At 59.8% G+C, this 23,633-nt stretch carries 15 protein-coding genes; all 15 read left to right on the top strand.

The annotated features are described in order from the left end of the window. Window positions 1-552 (top strand): DUF177 domain-containing protein, encoded by a 552-nt coding sequence (locus tag B5F70_RS01755; RefSeq protein WP_087203825.1) that lies wholly within the window; start codon window positions 1-3, stop codon window positions 550-552. A gap of 138 nt (window positions 553-690) precedes the next feature. Then, window positions 691-870, top strand: a complete 180-nt coding sequence (rpmF, locus tag B5F70_RS01750; protein ID WP_087203824.1) for a 50S ribosomal protein L32 — start codon at window positions 691-693, stop codon at window positions 868-870. 90 nt (window positions 871-960) lie between these two features. Continuing rightward, a complete protein-coding gene (plsX, locus tag B5F70_RS01745; RefSeq protein ID WP_087203823.1) occupies window positions 961-1,980 on the top strand; it encodes a phosphate acyltransferase PlsX in 1,020 nt (339 codons plus the stop codon). 163 nt (window positions 1,981-2,143) lie between these two features. After that, complete coding sequence (locus tag B5F70_RS01740) at window positions 2,144-2,386, top strand: acyl carrier protein (protein WP_087203822.1); 243 nt, start codon at window positions 2,144-2,146, stop codon at window positions 2,384-2,386. 4 nt (window positions 2,387-2,390) lie between these two features. Beyond that, entirely contained in the window at window positions 2,391-3,116 is a 726-nt protein-coding gene (rnc, locus tag B5F70_RS01735) for a ribonuclease III (RefSeq protein WP_087203821.1), read from the top strand. A gap of 8 nt (window positions 3,117-3,124) precedes the next feature. After that, window positions 3,125-6,658: a chromosome segregation protein SMC gene (gene smc, locus B5F70_RS01730; protein ID WP_087203820.1), complete on the top strand. Its 3,534-nt coding sequence runs from the start codon at window positions 3,125-3,127 to the stop codon at window positions 6,656-6,658. Window position 6,659: 1 nt separating this feature from the next. Then, window positions 6,660-7,574 carry a signal recognition particle-docking protein FtsY gene (gene ftsY, locus B5F70_RS01725; protein ID WP_087203819.1) on the top strand — a complete coding sequence of 305 codons (915 nt, stop codon included), beginning with the start codon at window positions 6,660-6,662 and terminating at the stop codon, window positions 7,572-7,574. A 939-nt stretch (window positions 7,575-8,513) separates the two neighbouring features. Then, window positions 8,514-11,669, top strand: a complete 3,156-nt coding sequence (locus B5F70_RS01720) for a hypothetical protein (RefSeq protein ID WP_087203818.1) — start codon at window positions 8,514-8,516, stop codon at window positions 11,667-11,669. 6 nt (window positions 11,670-11,675) lie between these two features. Further along, on the top strand, window positions 11,676-17,003 hold the full coding sequence (locus B5F70_RS01715; RefSeq protein WP_087203817.1) for a DEAD/DEAH box helicase: 5,328 nt from the start codon (window positions 11,676-11,678) through the stop codon (window positions 17,001-17,003). Next, window positions 16,994-18,772 (top strand): ATP-binding domain-containing protein, encoded by a 1,779-nt coding sequence (locus tag B5F70_RS01710; RefSeq protein WP_087203816.1) that lies wholly within the window; start codon window positions 16,994-16,996, stop codon window positions 18,770-18,772. The genes B5F70_RS01715 and B5F70_RS01710 overlap by 10 nt, the downstream gene beginning before the upstream one ends. Window positions 18,773-19,064: 292 nt before the next feature. Further along, a complete protein-coding gene (gene ffh, locus B5F70_RS01705) occupies window positions 19,065-20,549 on the top strand; it encodes a signal recognition particle protein (protein WP_087203815.1) in 1,485 nt (494 codons plus the stop codon). A gap of 35 nt (window positions 20,550-20,584) precedes the next feature. Beyond that, complete coding sequence (locus B5F70_RS01700; protein WP_087203814.1) at window positions 20,585-21,235, top strand: hypothetical protein; 651 nt, start codon at window positions 20,585-20,587, stop codon at window positions 21,233-21,235. 35 nt (window positions 21,236-21,270) lie between these two features. Further along, window positions 21,271-22,119 (top strand): thymidylate synthase, encoded by an 849-nt coding sequence (thyA, locus tag B5F70_RS01695; protein ID WP_087203813.1) that lies wholly within the window; start codon window positions 21,271-21,273, stop codon window positions 22,117-22,119. Then, window positions 22,109-22,738, top strand: coding sequence for a dihydrofolate reductase (locus B5F70_RS01690; protein WP_343283713.1), 630 nt, complete (start codon window positions 22,109-22,111; stop codon window positions 22,736-22,738). Before thyA ends, B5F70_RS01690 begins: the two co-directional genes overlap by 11 nt. Before the next feature lies 1 nt (window position 22,739). Next, window positions 22,740-23,630 carry an RNA methyltransferase gene (locus tag B5F70_RS01685; RefSeq protein WP_087203812.1) on the top strand — a complete coding sequence of 297 codons (891 nt, stop codon included), beginning with the start codon at window positions 22,740-22,742 and terminating at the stop codon, window positions 23,628-23,630. Window positions 23,631-23,633: the final 3 nt, after the last annotated feature.

The raw sequence follows: 23,633 nt of genomic DNA, 5'->3' as shown, positions 1-23,633 counted from the left end.
ATGGCGTTCACGGATCCGGTGCGCATCGAGCTCGCCGACCATCTGGAGAACCCCGGCGACAGCTGGCAGGTTGCAGGGACGGTCCCCGTCTCCACCTACGAGGTGGGCGAGAAGGAGTTCGCGCTCGATGACGGTCTTTCCTACGACGTCGTCTTCACCCATACGGGCGACGGCGTCCTGCTCTCGGGGATGGTCCGCGCCGAGGTGACCGGTACGTGCGACCGCTGCCTCGACCCGGCGCATTTCACCATCGCGAGCGAGATCCAGGAGTACTACCTCTTTCGCGAGCCGGAGGAGCCGGGCGAAGACGACGACTTCGAGGTCCTGCCCGAGGACCGCGTCGTCGACCTTGCCGAGCCCCTGTCGGACGCCGTGGTGATGGACACGCCCTTCGTCGTGCTCTGCCAGCCCGACTGCAAGGGGCTCTGCCCCCATTGCGGCGCCAATCTCAACCGCGAGACCTGCGATTGCGCCGTGCGCGCCGAGGAGGAGCGCGTCATGAGCGACGACAACCCCTTTGCCGCGCTCAAGAACCTCACCTTCGACGAGTAGGGCGCCTGCGGTCCCGCGGCGGCAGTTTTGCAGCTCGTGTGGTGAGAAAAAGCCCCTTATCAGGGCAGCTCATCTGTGCTAATATCGCTACTTGCGCGTATTCGTGCCTGTTAGCATAACCATGTAAGGAAGGTCATCATGCCAGTACCTAAGCAAAAAAAGGGTCGCGGTGCCACTCACTCCCGTCGCTCTGCCAATATGAAGATCAGCGCTCCCTCGCGCTCGGTCTGCCCGCGCTGCCATGCCGTCAAGCTGCCGCACCACGTGTGCCCCAACTGCGGCTACTATAAGGACCGCGAGGTCATCGTCACGGAGTAACCCTTCCGGGTAAGGCTCGATGCGTGAGTGTGTTTGATCGATCATGGCCGGCTCGGTGAGTCGGCCATTCTGCTATCAAGAGGGGGAACTATGGAAACCGTACGGGTTTGCGTGGACGCTATGGGCGGCGACGAGGAGCCGTCCGTCGTCCTTCAGGGCATCGCCGCGGCGCTCGCGGCCGATGGGGCGCTCGAGGTGCTCGTCGCCGGTCCCGCCGATATCGTGGAGCCGTTCTGCCGCGAGCACGACCGCGCCGAGGCGCTCGTCGCGCCCGAGGTCATCACGATGGAGGACGACCCCATCAAGGGGGTCATGACCAAGCGAAAGTCGAGCATCGTCCTCGCGTGCCGCGCCATCAAGAAGGGGAACGCCCAGGGGTTCTTCTCCGCAGGCTCCACCGGTGCCGTCACGGCGGCAGCGACGGCGTACGTGACGCCGTTTCGCTACAAGCAGGATGGCGAGCGCCGACCGGTGCGCCCCTGCATCACCACCGCCGTCCCCAACGCCAAGGACGGTCTCACCGTCTTTGCGGACATGGGTGCGAACCCCGATGTGGAACCCGATGACATCGTCCGCTTCGCCCAGATGGCCTCTGCCTACGCGCGCGTGGTCTGCGGCATCGAGCATCCGAGCGTGGGCCTGCTTTCCAACGGGACCGAGGAGCACAAGGGGTCGCGCTTCACGCAGGCGTGCTTCCCGCTTATGGCCGAGCGCGTCCCTGGCTTTGCGGGCAACTGCGAGGGGACCGATCTGCTCTCTGGCCGGCTGGACGTTATCGTCTCCGACGGCTTTGCGGGAAACATCGCGCTCAAGGCGACCGAGGGTGCGGCAAAGTACCTCCTCGGCGAGCTCAAGGGCGCGCTCATGGGTTCGCTCAAGGGCAAGATCGCGGCGCTTCTGGTGAAAGACGCGCTCTATGCGATCAAGGACAAGCTGTCGGGCGATGCCCGCGGCGGTGCGATTCTTCTCGGCCTCAAGGGCGTGGTCCTCATCGGGCACGGCGCGACGTCGGTGGAGGCCGTCAAGAACGGCACGCTCGCCACCGCTCGTGCGGTGCGCGCCGGTCTGGTCGATGCCGTGGCATCCTCGGTCGACGGTATCGTCGCGTAAGGACGCCGCGCACGGCGGGGCCCCGTGTACGGGGCGTCCCTAGGCGCCGCCCGCGCCCGACGGTTTAGACCGTGTCCCGTCGTTGAGCGCGGGGGCGCATCAGGGTAGAATCGGACACAGTATCTAACGGGCCGCTTGCCGGCATCCGGGAAGGAGAGCAACCATGGAGCGCACTGAGATGCTCGAGAAGGTCGCCGAGGTCGCAGCCGATGTCCTCGGTATCAATCAAGACGACATCACCGAGGCCACCACGTTCGATGACCTCGATGCCGATTCGCTCGATCGCCTGCAGCTCGTGACGGCCTTCGAGGATGAGTTCGACATCGAGATTCCCGAGGACCGCCTGCTCGCCATCAGCTCGGTGGGCGACGCCCTCGATGCCATCGAGGCAGCTCAGGAGGCATAAGGACTTGCCGATTTCTGAAAAGCTCGCCCGCGCCGAGCGCATCTGCGGCTACGAGTTCACCGACAAGACGCTGCTGCGCCGCGCCCTCACCCATCCCTCGGCCGTCGAGGGGGAGCCGGTCGGCTCCTCGTACGAGCGGCTCGAGTTCCTCGGCGACTCCATCTTGGGCGCCATCGTAGCCCGCGCCCTCTTCGAGGCATATCCCCATCTCGACGAGGGGCGGCTCACGCGGCTCAAGGTGTCGCTTGTCGCCGGCTCCACGCTGTCCGAGGTGGGGGAGGAGCTCGGTATCGCGCCGTGCATCTTCTTCGGCGCCTCTGAGTCCGGTACGGGCGCGCGCGGCCTTCACTCCGCGCTCGAGAACGTGTACGAGTCGCTCGTCGGGGCGCTGTTCCTCGATGGCGGCTGGGATGTTGCCGAGGCGTTCATCCTCCGCACGCTGCAGCCGCATCTGGCGGCAGACCGCGCCGAGAGGCCCGAGAACCCCAAGTCGTTTTTGCAGGAATGCGTCCAGAGCGACGGCCTTCCCTCGCCCGCCTACAAGCTGGTGGGAACCGAGGGCCCGGCGCATGCGCCGACGTTCACCGCCGTCGTCCTCATCGACGGGGCGCGCCAGGGGCGCGGCGTCGGCTCCTCCAAGAAGGAGGCAGAGGCCGAGGCGGCGCGCGATGCCCTCGAGCGGTTGGGGTACACCAAGGACGGGGCGATTCCGCGCCCCGCTGCGGGTTAGGGGCCCCGGTGTACCTGAAGTCCCTCACCCTCAAGGGGTTCAAGTCGTTTGCCGACCGCGCCCATATGACCTTCGAGCCCGGCCTCACCGTTATCGTGGGGCCCAACGGCTCGGGCAAATCGAATATCTCGGATGCCATCCTCTGGGTCCTCGGCGAGCAGAGCGCCAAGCAGCTCCGCGGCCAGGCCATGGAGGACGTCATCTTCTCCGGCTCCTCGGCGCGCCAGCCGGTGGGCGTCGCCGAGGTCACGCTCGTGCTCGACAACGCCGACCACGTGCTGCCCGTCGACTTCGACGAGGTGGCGATCACCCGGCGCATGTACCGCTCGGGCGAGAGCGAGTACCTCATCAACCAGAGCCCCTGCCGCCTCATGGACATCCAGGACATCCTGCATGACTCCGGCCTCGGCAAGGACACGCACTCCATCATCAGCCAGGGCAAGCTCGACGCCATCCTGCAGAGCCGGCCCGAGGAGCGCCGCACCCTCATCGAGGAGGCTGCGGGGATCTCCAAGCACAAGCGCCGCAAGGAGCGCGCCGCCAAGAAGATCGCCTCGATGGACGAGCACCTGACGCGTGCGCGCGACATCTCGCGCGAGATCACCCGCCAGCTCCGCCCGCTCGAGCGTCAGGTCGACCGCGCCCGCACGTACAAGGAGCTCTCCGCCCGCGCCACCGAGCTCACGCAGATCCTGGCCGTTGACGAGCTCCGCCGCCTGCAGGAGCAGTGGTCGGACGTCGAGACGCGGGGCAAGGAGGGCGCCGCCGCGCTGGAGCTCGCCCGGTACCGTATGGGCGAGAAGGAGCGCGAGCTCGAGAAGCTCCAGGTCATGCTCGAGGAGAAGGGCCTCTTTGTAGGGGACCTCGGCGAGCAGCGCCGACACATGCAGGACGTCGTGGGCCGGATCGGCTCCGATATGCGCCTGCTCGAGGAGAAGGGCCACAACATGGTGGCGCGCCTCTCCGAGATGCGCGGTACGCTCTCGAGCTCCGAGCACCAGCGCACGCGCGTCGCCGGCGAGCTCGAGGACGCCCGCCGCCAGCTCGACGAGGTGCATGCCGAGCTCGCGGTGGCCCAGGACGACGTCGCGCGACTCGAGCCCGCCGCCAGCGAACTGCACGCGCGCCGCGTCGAGCTCGATGACGAGCTCTCGACGCTCAGCCGCGAGCAGCGCGAATGCCAGCGCACGGCCGATAACGCCGCGCTGGAGCTCGCCAAGCTGACGGAATCCCTCTCCAACGCCGAGCTCGAGGACGAGATGTACGCCTCGCGCCTCTCCCAGATCGAGGAGGGGGCCGAGGAGGTTGCCGCCTCGCTCGAGCACCGCCGGGAGCGGGCAGAGGAGCTCGACGCCCTCCTGGCCGAGGCCAAGGCGCAGGCGGGGGACGCCAAAGAGTCCATCCGCACGGCTGAGGCCGCCCTCAAGGACCGCCGCGCCCGCGAGGCTGAGGCGCGCACGCATCTTGGCGAGGTGCGCTCCGAGCTCTCGAGCGCCCGGCGGCTGGACGAGCGCCTGACGGCCGCCTCTCCGCTTGCCGCGCGGCTGACCTCTGCCGTTCCCGCCGACGCGCACGCCCGCCTCGGCGACATCATCGAGGTGCCGACGGAGCTCGAGGGCCTCGTCGAGATGCTCCTCGCCTCCGATATCGATGCGCTCGTGGTGGACGGCGCCCAAGACCTCACCCGTGCGGCGGCTGCCGTGCTCGGTGATGACGAGCTCTCCGGAGAGGCGCTGCTCGCGCGCCGGGACCTCGCAGCTCCCGGCGCCGTTCCCGCGGCGGGCTACCGGCTCGTGGACCGCCTCGCGGTGCGTGAGGGGTACGCCGGCGTCGTGGGCGCGCTTTTGGGAGGCCTCTACGTCGTCGATACCCTTGAAGACGCGCTTGCAGCCCCGGTGCTGCCGGGGGTCGTCTACGTCACGCCGCAGGGCGCCCGCGTGAGCGCGGGCGGCGTCGTGCGCCTGGGTTCTCCCACCGACGCCGCCGCCGGCTCGCTCGAGCGCAAGCGGCGCATCCGCGAGCTTGAGCGGATCGAGCCCGAGCTCGCCGCCGTGTTCGCGCACGCGACGGAGCTCGTTCAGGAGGCTGAGGAGGCCGTCGCCGCTGCGCGCGCCCAGGAGCGATCTGCCGAGGGCGAGATCGCGCGGCTCGAGGGGGAGCGCCGGTCTCTGATCGCCGAGATCGGACGCTTGGAGCAGTCGCTGGCGACCGCGCGCGCCGAGCGCCAGCAGATCGAGCAGCGCCGCGAGCGCGCCGCCCAGCAGGTTCGCGAGGCCGCCCCGCGCGTCGAGGTCCTCACACGGCAGCGCGACGAGGCCCGTTCGCAGGCGGGCGACCTCAGCCAGCAGATGGCGGAGGTCGCCGACGAGCTCGACCGCATCCGGCGCGACGATGCCGAGGCGGCCGGCAAGCTGTCCGACGCCAAGGTCCGGCGCGCCCAGGCGCAGGAGCGCTCGCGCAGCCTCGGCGGGCGCGTGCCGGAGCTCGAGCGCCGTCTCGAGGGCATTGATCGCAGGATCCGCGCCACCCAGCAGGCATCGCGCTCGCTGGAGGTGCTGCGCCTGCGCGTCGACCCGCTGCACGATCGCTACACCGCGCTCTCCGAGCGCGCTCTCGACTGGGCGGCGCGCCTGCGCGATCAGGCATCGCTCGAGGAGGCAGACTCCGCCTCCCTCAAGAAGACCATCGAGGACGCGAAGGCGGAGGTCGCCGCCGCCAAGGCGGAGGTCGAGCGGGCCCAGGCTGAGCTGAACGAGGTAAAGGTGGCGCGCGGGCGCCTCGAGGTGCAGGTCGAGAACGCCATCAAGGCGATCACGGCCGACGGCGCCACCGTGCTCGAGGAGGCGCTGAAGCTGCCCGCGCCCGACGACCGAGACGCCGCCGAGCGCGAGCTGAGGGCCCTTGTCGCCAAGATCAACAACCTGGGGCCCGTGAACCAGGTCGCCATGGAGGAGTACGAGCGGCTGCGGCAGCGCGCCGACTACATCGAGGCGCAGCTCGCCGACTTGGAGAGCGCGCGCAAGGCGCTCACGAAGATCACCGCAGCCATCGACCGCAAGATGCGCCGGGCGTTCCTTACCACCTTCGAGAGGGTCGATGAGAACTTCCGCGAGATCTTCGGCATGCTCTTCCCGGGAGGTGCCGCGCACCTGGAGATGACCGACCCCGAGCACCCGGCCGAGACCGGCATCGAGGTCGTGGCGCAGCCGCGCGGCAAGCGCATCACCAAGATGATGCTCATGAGCGGCGGCGAGAAGTCGCTTACGGCGCTCGCGCTGCTCTTCGCCGTGTACAGGACGCGCACGGTGCCGTTCTACGTGCTGGACGAGGTCGAGGCGGCGCTCGACGATTCGAACCTCTCCAAGCTTCTGGACGCCATCGACGTGCTGCGGCACAAGACGCAGCTCCTCGTGGTGTCGCACCAGCGCCGCACGATGGAGGACGCCGACGTCCTCTACGGCGTATCGATGCAGGCAGACGGGGTGAGCCGCGTGGTGAGCCAGCGGCTCGACCGCGCGACGGGAAAGGTCGTGAACGCATAAGATGGGCTTTTTTGAGAAACTCCAGCAGGGTCTCGAGCGCAGCCGCGAGGCCCTGAACGAGATCTTCTACTTTGGCGGAGAGGTCGACGAGTCCTTCTGGGAGGATCTCGAGGACACCCTCGTCATGGGCGACATGGGTGCCGAGATCGCGCTCAAGGTGAGCGACGACCTGCGCGACCTCGCGGCACGCAAGAACCTGAAGACCGCCGACCAGCTGCGGCGCGCGCTCGCCGACCGCCTGGCGGAGATCTTCGTCCCGGTGGCGCGCGACCCGTTTGATACGACGCCGTCGTGCGTTCTCTTCGTGGGCATCAACGGTGCGGGGAAGACCACTACGGTCGGCAAGATCGCGAGCGCCGCGCATGGGGCCGGCAAGCGCGTCGTCATCGGGTCGGCGGACACGTTCCGCGCCGCGGCCATCGAGCAGCTCGACGTCTGGGGCGAGCGCGCCGGCGTGCCCGTGGTCAAGCGCGACCGCGGCTCCGACCCGGCGAGCGTCTGCTACGACGTGCTCGACGAGGCGGACCGCACCGGCGCCGACCTCGTCCTCATCGACACGGCGGGGCGCCTCCACACGAGCCCCGAGCTCATGCGCGAGCTCGCCAAGGTCGTCAACGTCACGCGCAAGCGCGCCGCCCAGATGCGGGCCGGCGCCATGGACGTGTTCGTCGTGCTCGTCATCGACGCGGCGACGGGCCAGAACGGCCTTACCCAGGCCAAGGAGTTCAACGAGGCGCTCGGCCTCGACGGCATCATCATGACCAAGCTCGACGGCACGGCCAAGGGCGGCATCGCGCTCGCGGTCGCGCAGAGCCTCAAGCTCCCCATCTACCGTATCGGCGTGGGCGAGCATGTGGAGGACCTGCAGGCCTTCGACGCGCACGAGTTCTGCCGCGCGCTCGTCGGCGCGGAGTAGCCGTGCTGGGGGCCGGGCACGCCCCGCGCCCCGGCGCCGCCGCCCCTGTCGACGAAGTGCAGGTTCCCGTGCGTCTGCTGCTGGTTTTATGTGTATTTCATCACGTTTGTCGAGAGTTCCGCCCCATAAGGTATCTCTGGCGTACTCAAAAAATCGGAAGTGGTCGCAGAATTCTGTCATCCCAGATTGGAGACAAAGGGATCGGAGTAAAGTGTTTCGCCACAAGGGCTCGCGCGAGGAACGGTAGTCAATGAGAATAACTCTCATGGCGTCTTGGCTCTTATGCAGAAACGAGAAGACCGTTACTGGGGATCGCTCTCTGTCGACGACATAGAACAGGCGGTAGGAGTCCACGCTGCGCCAGTACATGGTGCGACGGAAGATTTCGATCGCACCGCTATGAACAGGGTAGAATGCAGGATTCTGCATCAAACTTGAAAGCGTGGAGACAGATTCAGTGTGTAGACGTTCTGTTGCGCTCGGAGCGCAGGGCACTTGCGCTATGTAGTCGAGCGCGACCTCGTAGTCGTTGTGGGCGGCTTGGGCGACGACGACTTTATAGGCCGCCCTTCGCACGAAATCTTGAATGGTTCCTAGCTGCGCCCATACGTCTCGTCTATGTCATCGAATGTAGATTCCTTGACCGGTACCGGGGCTATGATTGCTCCCTTCGTTCGACAACGCCATCGTATCCCGGCAATCGTTTGAATTTGCGAGGTTGACAAAGTGGTCGGAGTAAACTGCCCTAACTTAACATGCTCTTCACGGATATATTTCGCTCGCGGCAAGTGTTGGGGCTAGTTTCAAGACGACGTGATCCCACGTCCCCTCTTAATGGTTGAAAGACAGATGGCAGAGTCGGTTCTAGTTGTTTCTATGAATTTCGTTCTTATAATGTAGTTAGGAATATGCGCTTGGACGGGTTTTGAGGAGTTTAAGTTGGCTGATGCAGATGATTTCATAGCCCGTCTTAATTCTACACCCCTTAGCAAGCTGAAGGTGGGTAATATCACCTTTCGGAGGAAGCTCATAAATCTGGGTGCGAAGACGCTCCCCGATGCTTTCATGCTTTCTCCTCAGGTAATAATCAGCGAATTGACCGAGCGCGAGGAGAACGTCCTCGACGACTTGGAGAGGCAATACCAACAGAATCCGGAAGCATTCGCCAAGCGGTTGCTCAAGGATACAGAGGAGAAGAAGGAGCCGGTCGCAGATGCGTACGGCAAGGTAAGGGAGATTGGGCAGGAGAGTACCCCTCACCGCATTGTCGACAAGGCAAACGCCGACTTAAAGAGTGCGAGGCATAAGGATAAACCCACCTCTTTGGAGCACATGAGACTCCGTTCGAGCTCTCGGCGTGGGAAGACCTATACAAGCTTTTTTGTGAATGAGGACATTTCAAAAGCGTTGGCGACCTATGAGCAAGAGGCGCGCCGTGCCTTTGAAGACCTTTCGGTGCAATACCAAACATACTTAACTTTCCAAGCGTTTTCAGACATGCCGATCGATCTTGACGATTTGAGCACTGACTTTAAAAAACTTATTTCTGGTAACACCAGCAGCGCTCAAAGCTACAAGGAGCTTCTCAATTTCATTGAAGATGTGGTTCCAGATGCCTTCCTTGTTTTTGTAGCCTATAACGTGAACGCCTGTTTCGACGGAGATAACCTTTGGGACAACTTCTTTTCCATGTTGGGAATTAAGGACGGAAACCGTCAGAGTTTATTCAAAAGAGCTTATGTCCGGCTTCTCGATAAAAAGTCTATGCCCTGCTTTAAGGAGAGGGGCGAATCGTTTCGCTATTTCTATTCGGCGCTTATCAACGGCGGGCTTTCAAAAAGCATTTGGCATGAACTGTGGGAAGACGTCGTGCTTCCACTGGTCACCAGATCTCGTATTACCTCGGGAGCGGGCCTCATTAGCATGTTGAAAACGGAACCTTCGCTAAAAATGGGAAAGGTTCTGGGCAAGATCTTCGACAACGTACCCGCGACCATACTCGAGCCACTGCTCAATTCGGCTGTTGATACGGCAACCCAACTCGATACCGTTTCCGCGGCAGAAGGGTTCACGGCCATTTCAAACGAGAGCCTTCCGGAGGACGCGCTTTCAGCTTTATCTGACGTGTGTGACAAGAAGAGAGCCGAGGTGGCAGGCTCGAGCGCGAACGTTCAGACCAGAAAACAGCTCCACGTTAACGGTGCCATATCCGAGGGCGCTCATGAAGCAGGGCTTTTCGCTTTTCCCAAAGCCATACTCCTTTTTGACATGTCGGTTGGTAAGCTGGTCGTTCATATAAAGGGCTGCAAGGTTCCTGATCAGTTGAGAGGTTGTCGGGTAACGTATTTGGTTAACTCGGCAAAAGTCCGCTCAGAACCTGTATGGGCAGAAGTTGGAGGCTATGTCCTTAGGCCCGTCGCTCTTGACGTCGAGTTTGCACCGCGTTATGAGGTCGAAATGCTGGTGGAACGGCAGGTTCTACGGCCACAAGAAAAGGGCTCCTCCGCTGATAGGAATGAAACGTTTAAGCAGATTGCGCAGGTAACTCAAAGCATAAAGAGACTTCACCCAGGTTGCTGGGAGTTCGTCAGAATGTCTGACGGATCGTATCCCCAGAAGAAACGTGGTTCTGTCTCGCGTCAACGACGTATGGCTATTCTTCCTGATGCTGGGCTGAAGCTTGTTCCTGGCGAGGGAGCCGACATAGAACAAACAGCTGACTGTGAACTGTCTTCAGGCGTCCATGCGACGTTATATTCATGCACAGTCGGGCCGGGCGCGTTCTTTGAGCTCCAAGACGCAAGCGGTGAGGTTGTTGCCGCCTGGTCGGAAGGGCTGGCGGTCTCAATAGAGAAAGATCATGCCATAGGGGTTACTGGGGATGGCGAGGACGTCTACTCCATGGACAGTAACGGCGGGTGTCTTTGCGGCCTTCCAAAAATCATCTTCGAATCTGCACAGAGCGGTATTTTCAACCAATTACTGATTACCAGAACATTCGCCGGTTCTACACGCGACCTTTCCGAGTACCTTGCCGTTCAGGACGGTAATCACGCTTCTGTCGATTTGAGCAAGGTCCCCTATTCCACCATGCACGGGGGAATCCAGACAGTCGAATCCCGACTTCGGGCGAATGGCAAGTTGGTCATGCGTTACAGGTTCGTCGTGATTCCCATAAGCAGCCCGATTATTGTTTCGGTTAGACATGACGCGGGAAGCTTTGTTGCTAGGTACTCATTTAGAGCTCTGGCACAATGTCGGGTCCTCATGGATTTGGAGGATGAAGCAAGGTGGGATAACGGGCGCGGAAACGTCATGCTTCGTAAAGGGGCGAAGCTTGTTTTCTCCTGTCTGCTTGGGCGTGACAGCGTCTCTATGAAGGTTTTCGAATTCGGTGGCCAGTCGTTTAGTGAAATCTCTTGTGAGCTGTCGCTGGCAGGCATTGAGATAAAGGTTCCGAAACTCCTTATGCAGAGCACGTGTAAGGAACCGCTGTATTACCCTGACGTTTTGAACATGGCCGGTCGTCAAAGCACGGTTACCTTGACGTCAACTGATAGGCGTCATTTGCGCTCGGTAAACATACTCCTAGACGGTAGCGTCTGGTGGAAGATCCCCCTCGTAGACCAAACGAGAGTCGATTTGAATCTGTTCCACGACCCGTCCTGTTTTGCTGTGCGGAGCTATGAGGACTTGCACATTGCGGATATAGCTTTAGGTGTCGAGTACGGTGAACGCTGCGTAGAGGACGTGTTTTACCCAAATAAAGCAGATGTCGTCGTCATTGCTAGGGTTGACGAAGGTTTTGGTTTCAAGAGCGTCAGGGCAATTTGCGGCGACGAGGAAAACTATATCGAACTCGACGCCCCGGCAGCTTGTGAGTTCTATGGGGAGATTCGGCGTAGAGATACATATACTGAATCTATAAGAAAAGAGCTGCATTTTAACGAAGGAGAGCAGCGCAAGGAGGTTGAACCCCAGATTGCCAAGTACGCCCAGCGCGACAGGTACATTTTGACCATATATCCGGTTGACGATTTCGGACTTAAGCAAACCGATCAGTTTATAGACATTCCCATACAGAAGGAAAGGTAGGGACAAGTGTCCGAGGCTGCGTTTAACCCAATTGCCACGTCCAAAAAAGTGTTCAACTCGTACAAAGAGTACCTTGCGACGACCATACATTTTGCCGACAACGACTTACAGAAGCAGCTTGTCGATATTCTTGGAGGTGACGGCTTCCTTGCAAAAGGGCCTTTCCTAGAAGCTGCCCCTCCATACCGAAAGGACAAAACGGTTCGGCAACTGGTGGAGGAGGGTACGTTCTGCAATAGCATGCTTACCCTAGCAGGAGGCGATCCGGAGCTTTTCAACCCAGACCGTCCCCTGTATGTCCATCAGGTACAGGCTATTCGCAAAGCTGCCAGGGATAGGAATTACGCTGTCGTGACGGGAACGGGTAGTGGTAAAACCGAATGCTTTCTCCTACCTATAATCAATGACATTCTTTCCGAGTTCGAAAGCGAGGGCGCTAGCCCCGGAGTCCGCGCCATTTTGCTCTACCCCATGAACGCGCTGGCAAACGACCAACTCAAGCGTTTAAGAGAGCTTCTAAAAGGCACTCCGATCACTTTTGGCCGCTATACCGGTGAGACGGAAGAGACAGAAAAGAAAGCCGTCTCGAAATGGAAATTAAGCGCGTCAAATCAAGAACGGCTGCCCAACGAGCTGCTCTCCCGCGAGGAGATTCGAAAAAACCCGCCGAATATACTCCTTACAAACTACTCCATGCTCGAATACCTGCTTCTGCGCCCAGAAGACGCAAGCCTATTCGGAAGCGTCTTCGGTGCGAGGTGGAGGCATATAGCGATTGACGAGGCCCATGTCTATACGGGAGCTCTAGGTACCGAGGTTGCTTACCTTATTCGTCGTCTTAAGGCACGTGTTGCGGTCGATTCTGGTGCGGAGCTTAAGCTTCATTGTTATATGACGTCGGCGACGATCGGTACGGAAGAAGACCTACCTCGGGTTGCTAAGTTTGCGCAAGACTTGTTTGGCGAACCGTTTTCATGCGACACGCATGACCTTGACGTTGTTACAAGCGTCAAAGACGATCCCGTGGACAGCTTGGACGAAACGCCGTGGGGCTCTTTACCGCTGCCTCTCTGGAACGAGCTTCTCGACGTACTCGACGGCAACGAAAACGACTGTACAGAAGGTTTGCGCAGGATCCTGGAACCTCATATCCCGTCTCATATAATGAAAAGACTTGATGAGGCCGAGACGCCGCTGCTCGGGTTGGGATCCATTCTGCTCGGGGAGGCCTCTGCTCAGTCATTAATCCGTGAAACGGACAAGAGCCTCCTTGACCTTACCTCGTTGAGTGAAATGAGTTCTATTGGAATTGACGGTCTTGAGGGGACTCCAGAAGGCGTGAAGGTCCTTTCGTCAATGGTGGAAGTGCTGTCGACTGCCCAACGAAGCGAGGACGTTCCGGTACTGTCCTGTAGATATCATTCCTTTTTACGCGCTCCGGAGGGGATTTTCATAAACCTCTCGACGCGAAAGCTTATTTCTGAGAAGCGGCTTCAGGTCAAACGTGAAGACGGGGAGAGCATACCCGTCTATGAGGTTTCTGTCTGCCGGCATTGCGGACAAGCATATATTTTGGGAACAGAGGCCATGGACGAGGCCACCGGCGTGCCCTGGCTCTCCCCGAGGCATGAGGGAACTGACGCCGACGAAGAATTCTTGCCGCATAGCTACTACCGCCTCCTTAACCAAGGCGAGCAGAAGGACGAGAACGAAGCTGACGTGATTTGGCTCTGCCCTATATGCGGGTCGCTCCATACAAGCAACGAAGGTGGCCGACACCTTTACGCCCATGAGCCTGTTGACCGTGTGCCCATAGCAAAAAGTGAGTCAACCGAAGAGAATGCTTCTTGCAAACATTGTGGTTATACACGCAAAAACGCCATCCAACCCATGCGCGTTTCCCCTGAGGCAGCCGGCAGCGTAGTTTGCTATGACCTTGTACGGGACGTGCCCGCTTTTGACACTAAAGCCGAGGAGGATCCGGACGATCTCTTCTCCGGGTTTTTAGACCATGACGCCCCTCACGCGGGCAATATAATCTGCTTCTCGGACAGGCGGCAGGATGCGGCGTACTTTGCCCCGGCTATGGAGCGCACATATACGAACATAACCCGTCGACAACTCATTCAAGAGGCGGTAAAAGAGCTGGACGACGGGGAAGGCGTAAAGCCCTCAGAGGTGATTACATGGCTTTGCAATGAGGCCCCGAAGCGGTACGAGGGGCTGAACGTAGGCAGGAGCAAGGCCGAGGCGTGGGTTCTTGACGAGCTCAGTGCGATAGATTCGCGTAACAGCCTCGATGGACTCGGAGCCGTTCGCATCTATCCGACGGACTGCTTGAAGGGACTTGAAGACAAGAGAGTCTTTCTGGCAATGCAGAAATGCATTGACAAAAACCTTGGAGAGGCTGAGTTCTCATGGCTTACACTTGAGGACTTCAAGGTCTTCTTCGCCTATTGTCTTGACAGCTTAAGGGCTCGGGGCTCAATCAAGCAATCCAAGTTGGTTGATAAGGGAGATAGGCATAATCCTAGGCAGCCGACCTATTTCTATTTCGACTCTACTATGAGTTTGAAGGAGGAGGACAACCGCTACTCATTTGTTGGAAATGCTATCGGCACTGAGAATGGCAGGAGCAGATTTATACGATCTTATGCCCAGCGGATTCATGGCGTTAATCTGGAGCGACCTGATTCTTTGGCGATTCTGCAAGCATTGGGGAACTTCACCTGTCTTTATCTAAAGAATCTTTCCAAACTGCGCATCGGGGTTGAGGGTCTAGAGAACTTGCAGGGGAAGAAAGTTTATCAGCTGAATAAGGATCTCTGGACACTGTATGCCCACGATCCTGACGACACTCTATATCTCTGTGACACATGTGGGTGTATGACCCACATAGACACCCATGGTGTTTGTATGACGCGGGGTTGCAAGGGCAGCACCCGACCTGTGACATACTGGGAGGTAAGAGAAAAAGATGAGTACTACAAGGAACGCTATCTAGAGGAACCTCTACCCATTACCATAAAGGAACATACGGCCCAGTTGTCTGCTGAGGCGGCAAGGAATGTACAGCAGGAGTTCCTTGATGGAAAAGTCAACATTTTGTCTTGTACCACCACGTTTGAGCTAGGTGTCGACGTAGGCGACTTGCGTGCCATTTTTATGCGCAACGTCCCTCCCTCGACCGCAAATTATACCCAGCGTGCCGGACGAGTTGGCAGGCGAGCAGGGAAACCTGGTTTCGCTATTACGTTTGCGAAGCTGAGGCCACATGACGTCGCGTTCTTTAGAAGCCCGAGGAAAATGATCGGGGGAGCGACGAAGCCACCGACCTGCTATCTTGACAATTCCCTTATTGCTCGTAGGCACCTTTTCGCTACGGCGCTCTCATGTTTCTTCCAACTACCCGAATCTGAGGAGCGTGGCTACGCGAAGAAATACAACGACTTTTTGGCGGTGGCGGATGCAGAGCCAATGGGGCTCGAGGTGCTCCGCTCGTACCTCAATAGTCGCCCCGCGCGGTTGAAGAAGCAGATTGATCGGATATTCTCTGCTGATTCGCGACTGGCGAAGGATTTGGGTTGCGAGGATTGGAAATGGACTGACTTGCTTGTCGCTCCGGGTGACAAGCTTGGCGGCCATATGGGTAGACTCGTGCGCACGCACGGCCTCAAGCATGCTGATTACGAGTCTCTGGCAACGAGAGAGAAGTCGACTGAGGACGCATATGTTAAGCAGCGTCTTCAAGGGCAAATTGGACGCCTGCAGAGAGAGCACACCATAGACGTGCTTGCGAGCACGGGGGTGCTGCCAAAGTACGGCTTCCCAACAGATTTGGTCGAACTTGAGCTCGCGGACCTTTCTAAGGATGACAGAGAAGGCTATAGGCTTCAACGTGGCCTTAGACAGGCCATAACGGAGTATGCGCCTGGATCTGAGATCGTTGTTGACAAGAAGTTGTGGCGTTCGCGCGGCATTAAACGGCTCTTTGGAAGAGACCTCGAGCAGAGGCGTTATGGCACCTGCGAGCACTGTGGCACTTTTCTTCCTCCTATAGACAATGTTGACGAGATGCAAGAATGTCCAGTGTGTCACAAAAAAGTATCACTGAAGAAAAGGCTGATTGTCCCGGAATACGGGTTCGAAGGCAAGCTCCAAAAGAACCGGCAGATTGGATTGCGCAAACCACGAGCCCGTGGTTACTCGATGATTCAATTTGCGCAGAAGTGGCCTGAAGAAGACCATGGCAGGGAGATCAGGCTTCCTGGAGGTCTTATAAAGACGAGGCAGGCGTCTAACGCGCAACTTTACGCTATCAACGAGAATAGAGGTGCAGGTTTTTGGATTTGTAGCAGGTGCGGCGCGGCTGGGGACAGCCAGGATGAAATCCAACATTGGAAATACTGCAAGTCTTCGGCCAATGAGCCTCATGTTTTCCACGTTAACGCACTCGCTGCACCGTTTACAAGCGACATCCTTGAGCTTGCGTTTCATCCAGAGTCTTCGCCTGATCGGTTTGCACCCGAGGCGTGGGAGTCAACCATGTGGGCTCTGCATGCTGCGGCTTTGCGGCTTCTCGAGGTACCTGGTAGCGAGATAGGTGCTACCCATTTCGTCAACTTCGTCGGCCTAGAGTCCGTCTTGCTCTATGACAACGTCCCAGGTGGTGCTGGTCACGCACAGCAGCTTGGCAATATGGTCGAAGATCTACTTCGGGAGGCATTCGAAATAGTTTCAACCTGTGACTGTGGTGAAGAGACCTGCTGTTATAACTGTATAGCTAATTACTTCAACCAGGGTCGCCAACATGTGATATCCAGAGGAGCGGCGCGGGATATCCTCTCGGTCTTCCTCGGGGACTCCACAGGCAAAGAAGGGGAGGGAGGAGAGTCTGCATCGGTTCAGAGTTTGTCTGAAGAAGACGTATGTGACAACGGAAAGGTTGAAGGATGCCTTGAGCTCACGCCGGCATTCAACGGCCCCTCATTCGGCGCTGCGGGCTGTACCGAGGCGTTTTCTTTTGCCATGAATCGCTGCGTCGATTCTAGTGAGAGGGAGTTCTTCGACCATCTCAATGCACTCGCAGGTTCTCTGAACTGTTCCTCTCCCTATGCAGACGTCACGTTTTATGACGTGTGCGGCAACGAGGCAGATGCCCTACTCGTTTGGAGGGACGAGCATGTGGCCGTTATGAACGGTCAGAGTATGGAGGAGTTTCGCGAGTCGTTTGGCAACATGGAAGAGGGCGTGAAAGGCTGGAGGGTCTTCCAAGCTGCTGTTGACGATCCTGCAGAGGTTGTCAAGGCGTTGAAAGGTGGCCTATGGCAATAATGATTCCGGGTTCCGGACCGCGCGCCTTCAATCCGGCGAGTCATGAAGGAGACATCTACGCTTCACTAGAGCGCATGTCGGACGAGTTCTACGTCGTCCATTCGTATGATTTGACGAGCAGCAAGGAGGGCGTGTGGCGCGAAAGCGAAGCCGACTTCGTCGTGTTTCACCCCTCGCTAGGTGTTTTATGCATTGAGGCGAAAGCAGGCCAGGTGTCTTACCATGACGGCGAGTGGTTTTATGGTAACGGCTTACCTATGAAACACGGCGGCCCTTACTCGCAGGCGAATGCCATGAAGTTCCATATCCGGGATCGGTTCACCGAGGTGGGGCTTCGTGAGGAGTGTCGCCGCTGCGGATTCATGCGTGCCGTATGGTTTCCTTCAATCAAGGCACATCAAATGCGGGAAGTCAATTTCCCTCCAGAGGCTTCCTTTGACACCACACTGTTCTTTGACGACCTCGGGAATCCCGAGCCTAAGATCAAATCCATAATGGCTATGGCGTATCGCCCCGAAAGTACGCCTCTGACCGCTGCCGGCGTTAGAAGGATTCTCGAGAGGGTGATTTGTCCCGAGTTTTCAGTCGTCCCAACCAAGAGATACCGTTACGACCTTGCAGACTATAGGTTTTCTCGTCTTTTGGAGTCTCAGGCGCGCGTCCTATCGTTTATTCGCGACCAAAAGGTAGCGGTTATAGCGGGCGCCGCGGGGACAGGGAAAACTCTCATAGCGATTGAGCACGCTAAAGACGAAGTTACGCGAGGTCGTCGCGTGCTCTACCTTTGCTATAACGCACTGCTTAAAGACGACGTGGCGGCGCGCCTCTCTGGGGTGGACGGCGTGGATGTCTATACAATTGCCGGCCTTGCGTGTAAAGTCTGCAATTCTCCCGTGCCGGATTATGACGGCTTAGCCAGCTGGCTTATGAGCCAAGAGGATGGAGGGGAAGGGTTTCCCTACGCTAGCGTGGTTATAGACGAAGGCCAGGATTTTGGGATCGAAGCAATAGACAACGCCATGGTCGTCGACATTCTCGAGGATATTATGCGCGCGAGGGACGGCTCCTTCTACGTCTTCTACGATAAGAACCAATTGATTCAGGGCTCCAAACTCCCAACGCTTTTCAACGATGCGGACTGCAAGTTGACACTCTATGTAAATTGCAGGAATACAAAGGACATAGCAATTTGTTCGAGCCGGGCAATCGGTGGGAAGGATGATGTCCAACTGGTCATGCAGTCGCTTAGCAGTCCACCGCTGTTGTTCGCGTCTGACGGCTCTGACGCCCAGGCAAAGTTTATTGACGAGCAAATCAAGGCTCTCAATGAGGTTGGAATCAACGACATCGTCATATTAACCTGCAAGACCTTGGCGCAGAGTGCTCTAAAGGCCCAGTTTCTAGTTAGCGGTTCACGTGGGATGAGGTTTCCCGCCATAGCGGAAAGGTGGAAGAAGACCTCTGTCCCAGTGACTACCTGCAGGAAGTTCAAAGGACTTGAGGCTGAAGCGGTTATTCTCATAGACGTCGACCGATCTATGTGGGAAGAACCTTCAAGTGTCTACGACCCATTTCCTGGGCTCATGTTCTATACGGGTGCGTCGAGAGCGAAGCATGAGCTGAGAATAGTGTGCGACATGTCTAGCCTAGAGTGTGCCCAAACGCTGCGGTTAATTGACCCCTCGTGTGGTTCCAAAACTCCGAACAAGCCTGTTTCGAAACTTGCTAAACGGCTGTATGCGATTAACGTAACCCCTGGAGTTAAGTAGGGGGCTTCAGAGCCAATGCCGAAGGGAATGAATGCAAAACTTGTAGCCTGCTGTTAAGAGTCTGATTGATTCGGTCTGTCAGGTTGTCCGATTTGCCGTCCAGCTCCGCTGGGCGGCAACCCTTAGGTTCTTCTATACTGTAGCTAGTATGCAAGCCGCACGGGCGAGTGGTCGTATGGTTCGTTGCGAGCTCCGCAGGAGGCCGTAGCTGCGCTACGGTCTTCGAGGACAGTCCGAGCGTTGTACCATACGACCACTCGCTCTTGGAAGTGCGCCATGATAGGAGCCTCTCATGTTTAACTCTCTGTCCGACCGCCTGAACGACACGTTCGACCGCCTCCGCGGCAAGGGCAAGCTCACCGAGGCGGACATCACGAGCGCGATGCGCGATATCCGCATGGCGCTGCTCGAGGCGGACGTTAACTTCAAGGTCGTGAAGGACTTCGTCGCCAAGACCCGTGAGCGCTGCATGACCGCCGAGGTGCTCGAGTCGCTCACGCCCGCCCAGAACGTCGTCAAGATCGTGCTCGACGAGCTCATCGAGCTTTTGGGCTCCACCGAGAGCAAGCTCGTGCTCTCGAGCCGCATCCCCAACGTCATCATGCTCGTGGGCTTGCAGGGCTCCGGTAAGACCACCGCCGCTGTGAAGCTTGCCTACCTCCTCAAGAAGCAGGGGAGAAGCCCACTTCTGGCGGCGTGCGACGTCTATCGCCCCGCGGCGGCCGACCAGCTCGCCACGCTCGGCGGCGAGATCGGGGTGCCGGTCTTCCGCGGTGACGGCGAGCACCCGGTCGAGATCGCCCAGGGCGCTATTCGCGAGGCCGTCGACAAGCTGCGCGACGTGGTCATCGTCGACACCGCCGGACGCCTGCAGATCGACGAGCAGATGATGCAGGAGGCCGTCGACATCAAGCGCGCAGTCAAGCCCGATCAGGTGCTCATGGTCGTGGATGCCATGACCGGTCAGGACATCGTGAACGTCGTCTCGACGTTTGCCGAGCGCACCGACTTCGACGGCGTCATCATCTCCAAGCTCGACGGCGACGCCCGCGGCGGCGGCGCCCTCTCGGTCCGCGCCGTGACGGGCAAGCCCATCAAGTACGTGTCGATGGGCGAGAAACCCGAATCGCTCGAGGTCTTCAACCCTGAGCGCATGGCCAAGCGCATCCTCGGTATGGGCGATGTCATCGGCATCATCGAGAAGGCCCAGGAAGCCGCCACGGCCGAGCAGATGGAGTCCGCCGAGCGCATGCTTCGCGAGGGCCTCACGATGGACGACATGCTCGAGCAGATGCGCGCCGTCCGTAAGATGGGCGGTATGAAGGGCATTCTCGGCATGCTCCCCGGCGGCCAGCGTGCGCTCAACCAGATGGGCGGCAACCTCGACGAGACCATCCTCGACAAGAACGAGGCCATGATCCAGTCCATGACGCGCGAGGAGCGCCTGAACCCCAAGTGCATCAACGGCCAGCGCCGCGCGCGCATCGCCCGCGGTTCCGGCACCACGCCCACCGACGTCAACAACCTCATGAAGCAGTGGGGCGAGATGAACAAGATGATGGGCAAGATGCGCGCCATGACCCAGCAGATGCAGGGCGGCAAAAAGGGCAAGAAGGGTAAGAAGGGCAAGAAGATGCGCGTCCCCGGCATGGCGGGCATGCCCAACATGGCCAACCTCATGGGCGGCGGCAACCCCTTTGGCGGTGCGGGCGCCGGCGGCTCCGACATGGACATGCTGCGCGCCATGGAGCAGCAGATGAAGGGTCGCAAGTTCTAATACGCGGGGATTGACGTTGCGAGGGGATGGTCGACATGGATTGCGGCCGAGACATCGATGGGGCGGCTGAGGCCTGGGAGCTTCTCCGTGGCGGTGACGTTGAGGGCGCTGCAGGCCTGGTTGGCCGCTGGCAGGAGCCGGAGGACGACGACCTCACCGGTGTTCCCGCACCCGACGTTTGCCTTGTCCAGGCGCACATCGCCCTTGTTGAGGGTGCCTATGCGAGCGCCATCTCCTGTGCTATGACGGCGCTCGGCATCATGGGCGCCGCGGCGGGTGACGCAGACGATGGGCGCGAGGAGCTTGCACGGTCCTTCCAGCTCATCATTGCGGCCGCCGGTGACGGGACCGCCGGTCTTGCAGGTAAGCGGCTCGCCTCCTTTGCCAGCCCCGACGACGCCAAGCGTGCAAGCGGCACCTACTCGGGCCTCTCGACCCGGCTGTATCTCACGCGGCCTATCCCGCCCGCGTGGAAGGCTGACCTTATCAAGCACTTTGCCCTTTGCGCGGTCGCCTGCGACACCGCACTCATGGAGATGTGCAAGAAGCACGGATCGGTCTTCTCGCGGTTGTGCCGCCGTAAGAAGGACGAGGTCGAGCATGCGCCCGTGGCGCAGCCGCTGCCGCGCTTCGAGGTTGCGGGCGATGTGCGCGAGGCTTGTTGGGACGCGCTTGCCGGACGCTAAGACCGGTTGTTTTCTAGAGAGGGAGGCGTTTTGGCATGAGCAAGGCCGACGTTCAGTTTGTAAAGATGTGCCGCGACATCCTCGACCACGGCACCACCACGGAAGGTGAGAAGGTCCGCCCCCATTGGGAGGACGGAACGCCCGCCTACACCATCAAGAACTTCGGTGTGACGGCGCGCTACGACCTGCGTGATGAGTTCCCGGCGCTCACGCTTCGCCGCACGGCGCTTAAGTCCGCCATGGACGAGATTCTCTGGATCTACCAGAAGAAGTCCAACAACATCCATGACCTCAAGAGTCATATCTGGGATGAGTGGGCCGACGAGACCGGTTCTATCGGCAAGGCGTACGGCTACCAGATCGCGCAGAAGAGCCACTATCCCGAGGGCGACTTCGACCAGATGGACCGCGTGCTTTTTGACCTTGCCCACACGCCGTTCTCGCGCCGCATCATGACCAACATGTACACCTTCGCCGACCTCTCGGAGATGCACCTGTACCCTTGCGCCTACAGCGTGACCTACAACGTAACGCATGCGGAAGGGGACGAGAAGCCGACCCTCAACATGTGCCTCATGCAGCGCAGCCAGGACATCCTCGCAGCGAACAACTGGAACGTCTGCCAGTACGCGATTCTCCTCATGATGGTGGCGCAGGTCTCGGGCATGGTTGCCGGCGAGCTTCTGCACGTCATCGTGGACGCCCACATCTACGACCGGCACGTGCCCATCATCCGTGAGCTCATCGAGCGCCCGCAGTATCCCGCCCCCAAGGTCTCGCTCAACCCGGATGTCACCGACTTCTACGACTTCACGACCGACGACGTTATCGTTGAGGGATACGAGACCGGTCCTCAGGTGAAAGGAATCCCCATTGCCGTCTAAGAACGAGCCAAAGCCCCTGAATAACCTCAATGCCATCGTTGCGGTGTGCGATGACTGGGGCATCGGTCGCGCGGGTGACATGGTCGTCGCCAACCGTGCGGACATGCGCCATTTCGTGCGCTGCACCAAGGGCCATACGGTCATCATGGGTCGCAAGACGCTCGAAAGCTTCCCGGGTGCGCGCCCGCTCAAGGATCGCCGCAACATCGTGCTCACGCGCGACGCCTCTTTTGTGCGCGACGGCGTTGAGGTCGCGCATTCGGTCGAGGAAGCCCTTGCGCTTCTAGCGCCCGATGAGGAGGCGTGGGTCATCGGAGGGGCTGAGGTGTACCGCCAGATGCTGCCGCTGTGCTCGCGCGCGATCGTGACCAAGAACCACTGCATCCGCCCCGCGGACGCCTATTTTCCCGACCTCGATCACGACGTCTCTTGGCGCGTCGCCGCAACCGACGGTGGCTATACAATTGCGGAAGGGGAGGGCGATGCCGGCATCGCCTACGATTTTGTGACCTACGAGCGTGCGGAGCGCAAAGAGGACACGGTCGCATCTGCGGTCATCGACGCTGCTATCGACCTCGGTGCAGAGGTAGTGGAGCGCATCGTGGACGCGGTGTTCTAGCATGGCGGACATCCTTCGCATCGACGATCTCGCCGACTCGCGGCTCGACGCCTACACGCGCCTCACCGAGCGTGAGCTCAGAAGCGTCCTCGAGCCCGAGAAGGGCATCTTCATCGCCGAGAGCGCCAAGGTGATCGAGCGCGCGCTCGACGCCGGGCTCACCCCGGTGAGCTTTCTTATGGGCGAGCGCTGGCTGGACCAGCTCGCGCCTCTGCTCGCTACCATCGAAGAAGACGTTCCGGTGTTTGTTGCCCCTATGGAGCTTATGGAGCAGCTGACTGGCTTTACCGTCACGCGCGGCGCGCTCGCCGCGTTCCGCCGCCCGCCGCTCGTTGAACCGACGACGTTTCTTGAGGGCCTCTGCAAGGCGGCAGGTGAGCACCCGGTGCGTGTGTGCGTCCTTGAAGGCATCGTCGACCACACCAACGTCGGCGCGATCTTCCGTTCTGCCGCTGCGCTCAACGTCGACGGCATCCTCGTGAGCCCCACGTGCTGCGACCCGCTGTATCGCCGTGCGGTTCGCGTGAGCATGGGGACGGTCTTTCAGGTGCCCTGGACCCGCATAGGTAAGACCGCGCGAACCTGGCCGGCGGACGGGCTCGATGTTCTCCACCGCTCCGGTTTCACGTGCGCCGCCATGGCGCTCACCGACGACTCGCGTTCGCTCGATGATCCGGCGCTTCTCGATATCGACCGGCTCGCCATCTTCATGGGCACCGAGGGCGCTGGCCTGACCGCGCGCACCGTTTCCGGCTGTGACGTCGCCGTCCGCATTCCCATGGCGCACGGGGTCGACTCGCTCAATGTCGCCGCTGCCTCTGCCGTGGCGTTCTGGCAGCTCTGTCCCCATGCGAGCAACAGCTACCACTACCGTCCCGGCATGTTCTCGTAACCG

Origin of the sequence: Collinsella sp. An268, assembly GCF_002159765.1 — a bacterium.
GTDB lineage: Bacteria > Actinomycetota > Coriobacteriia > Coriobacteriales > Coriobacteriaceae > Coprousia.
Note: the sequence above shows the minus strand (reverse complement) of the source record. Positions and strands in the feature narration are given on the sequence as shown.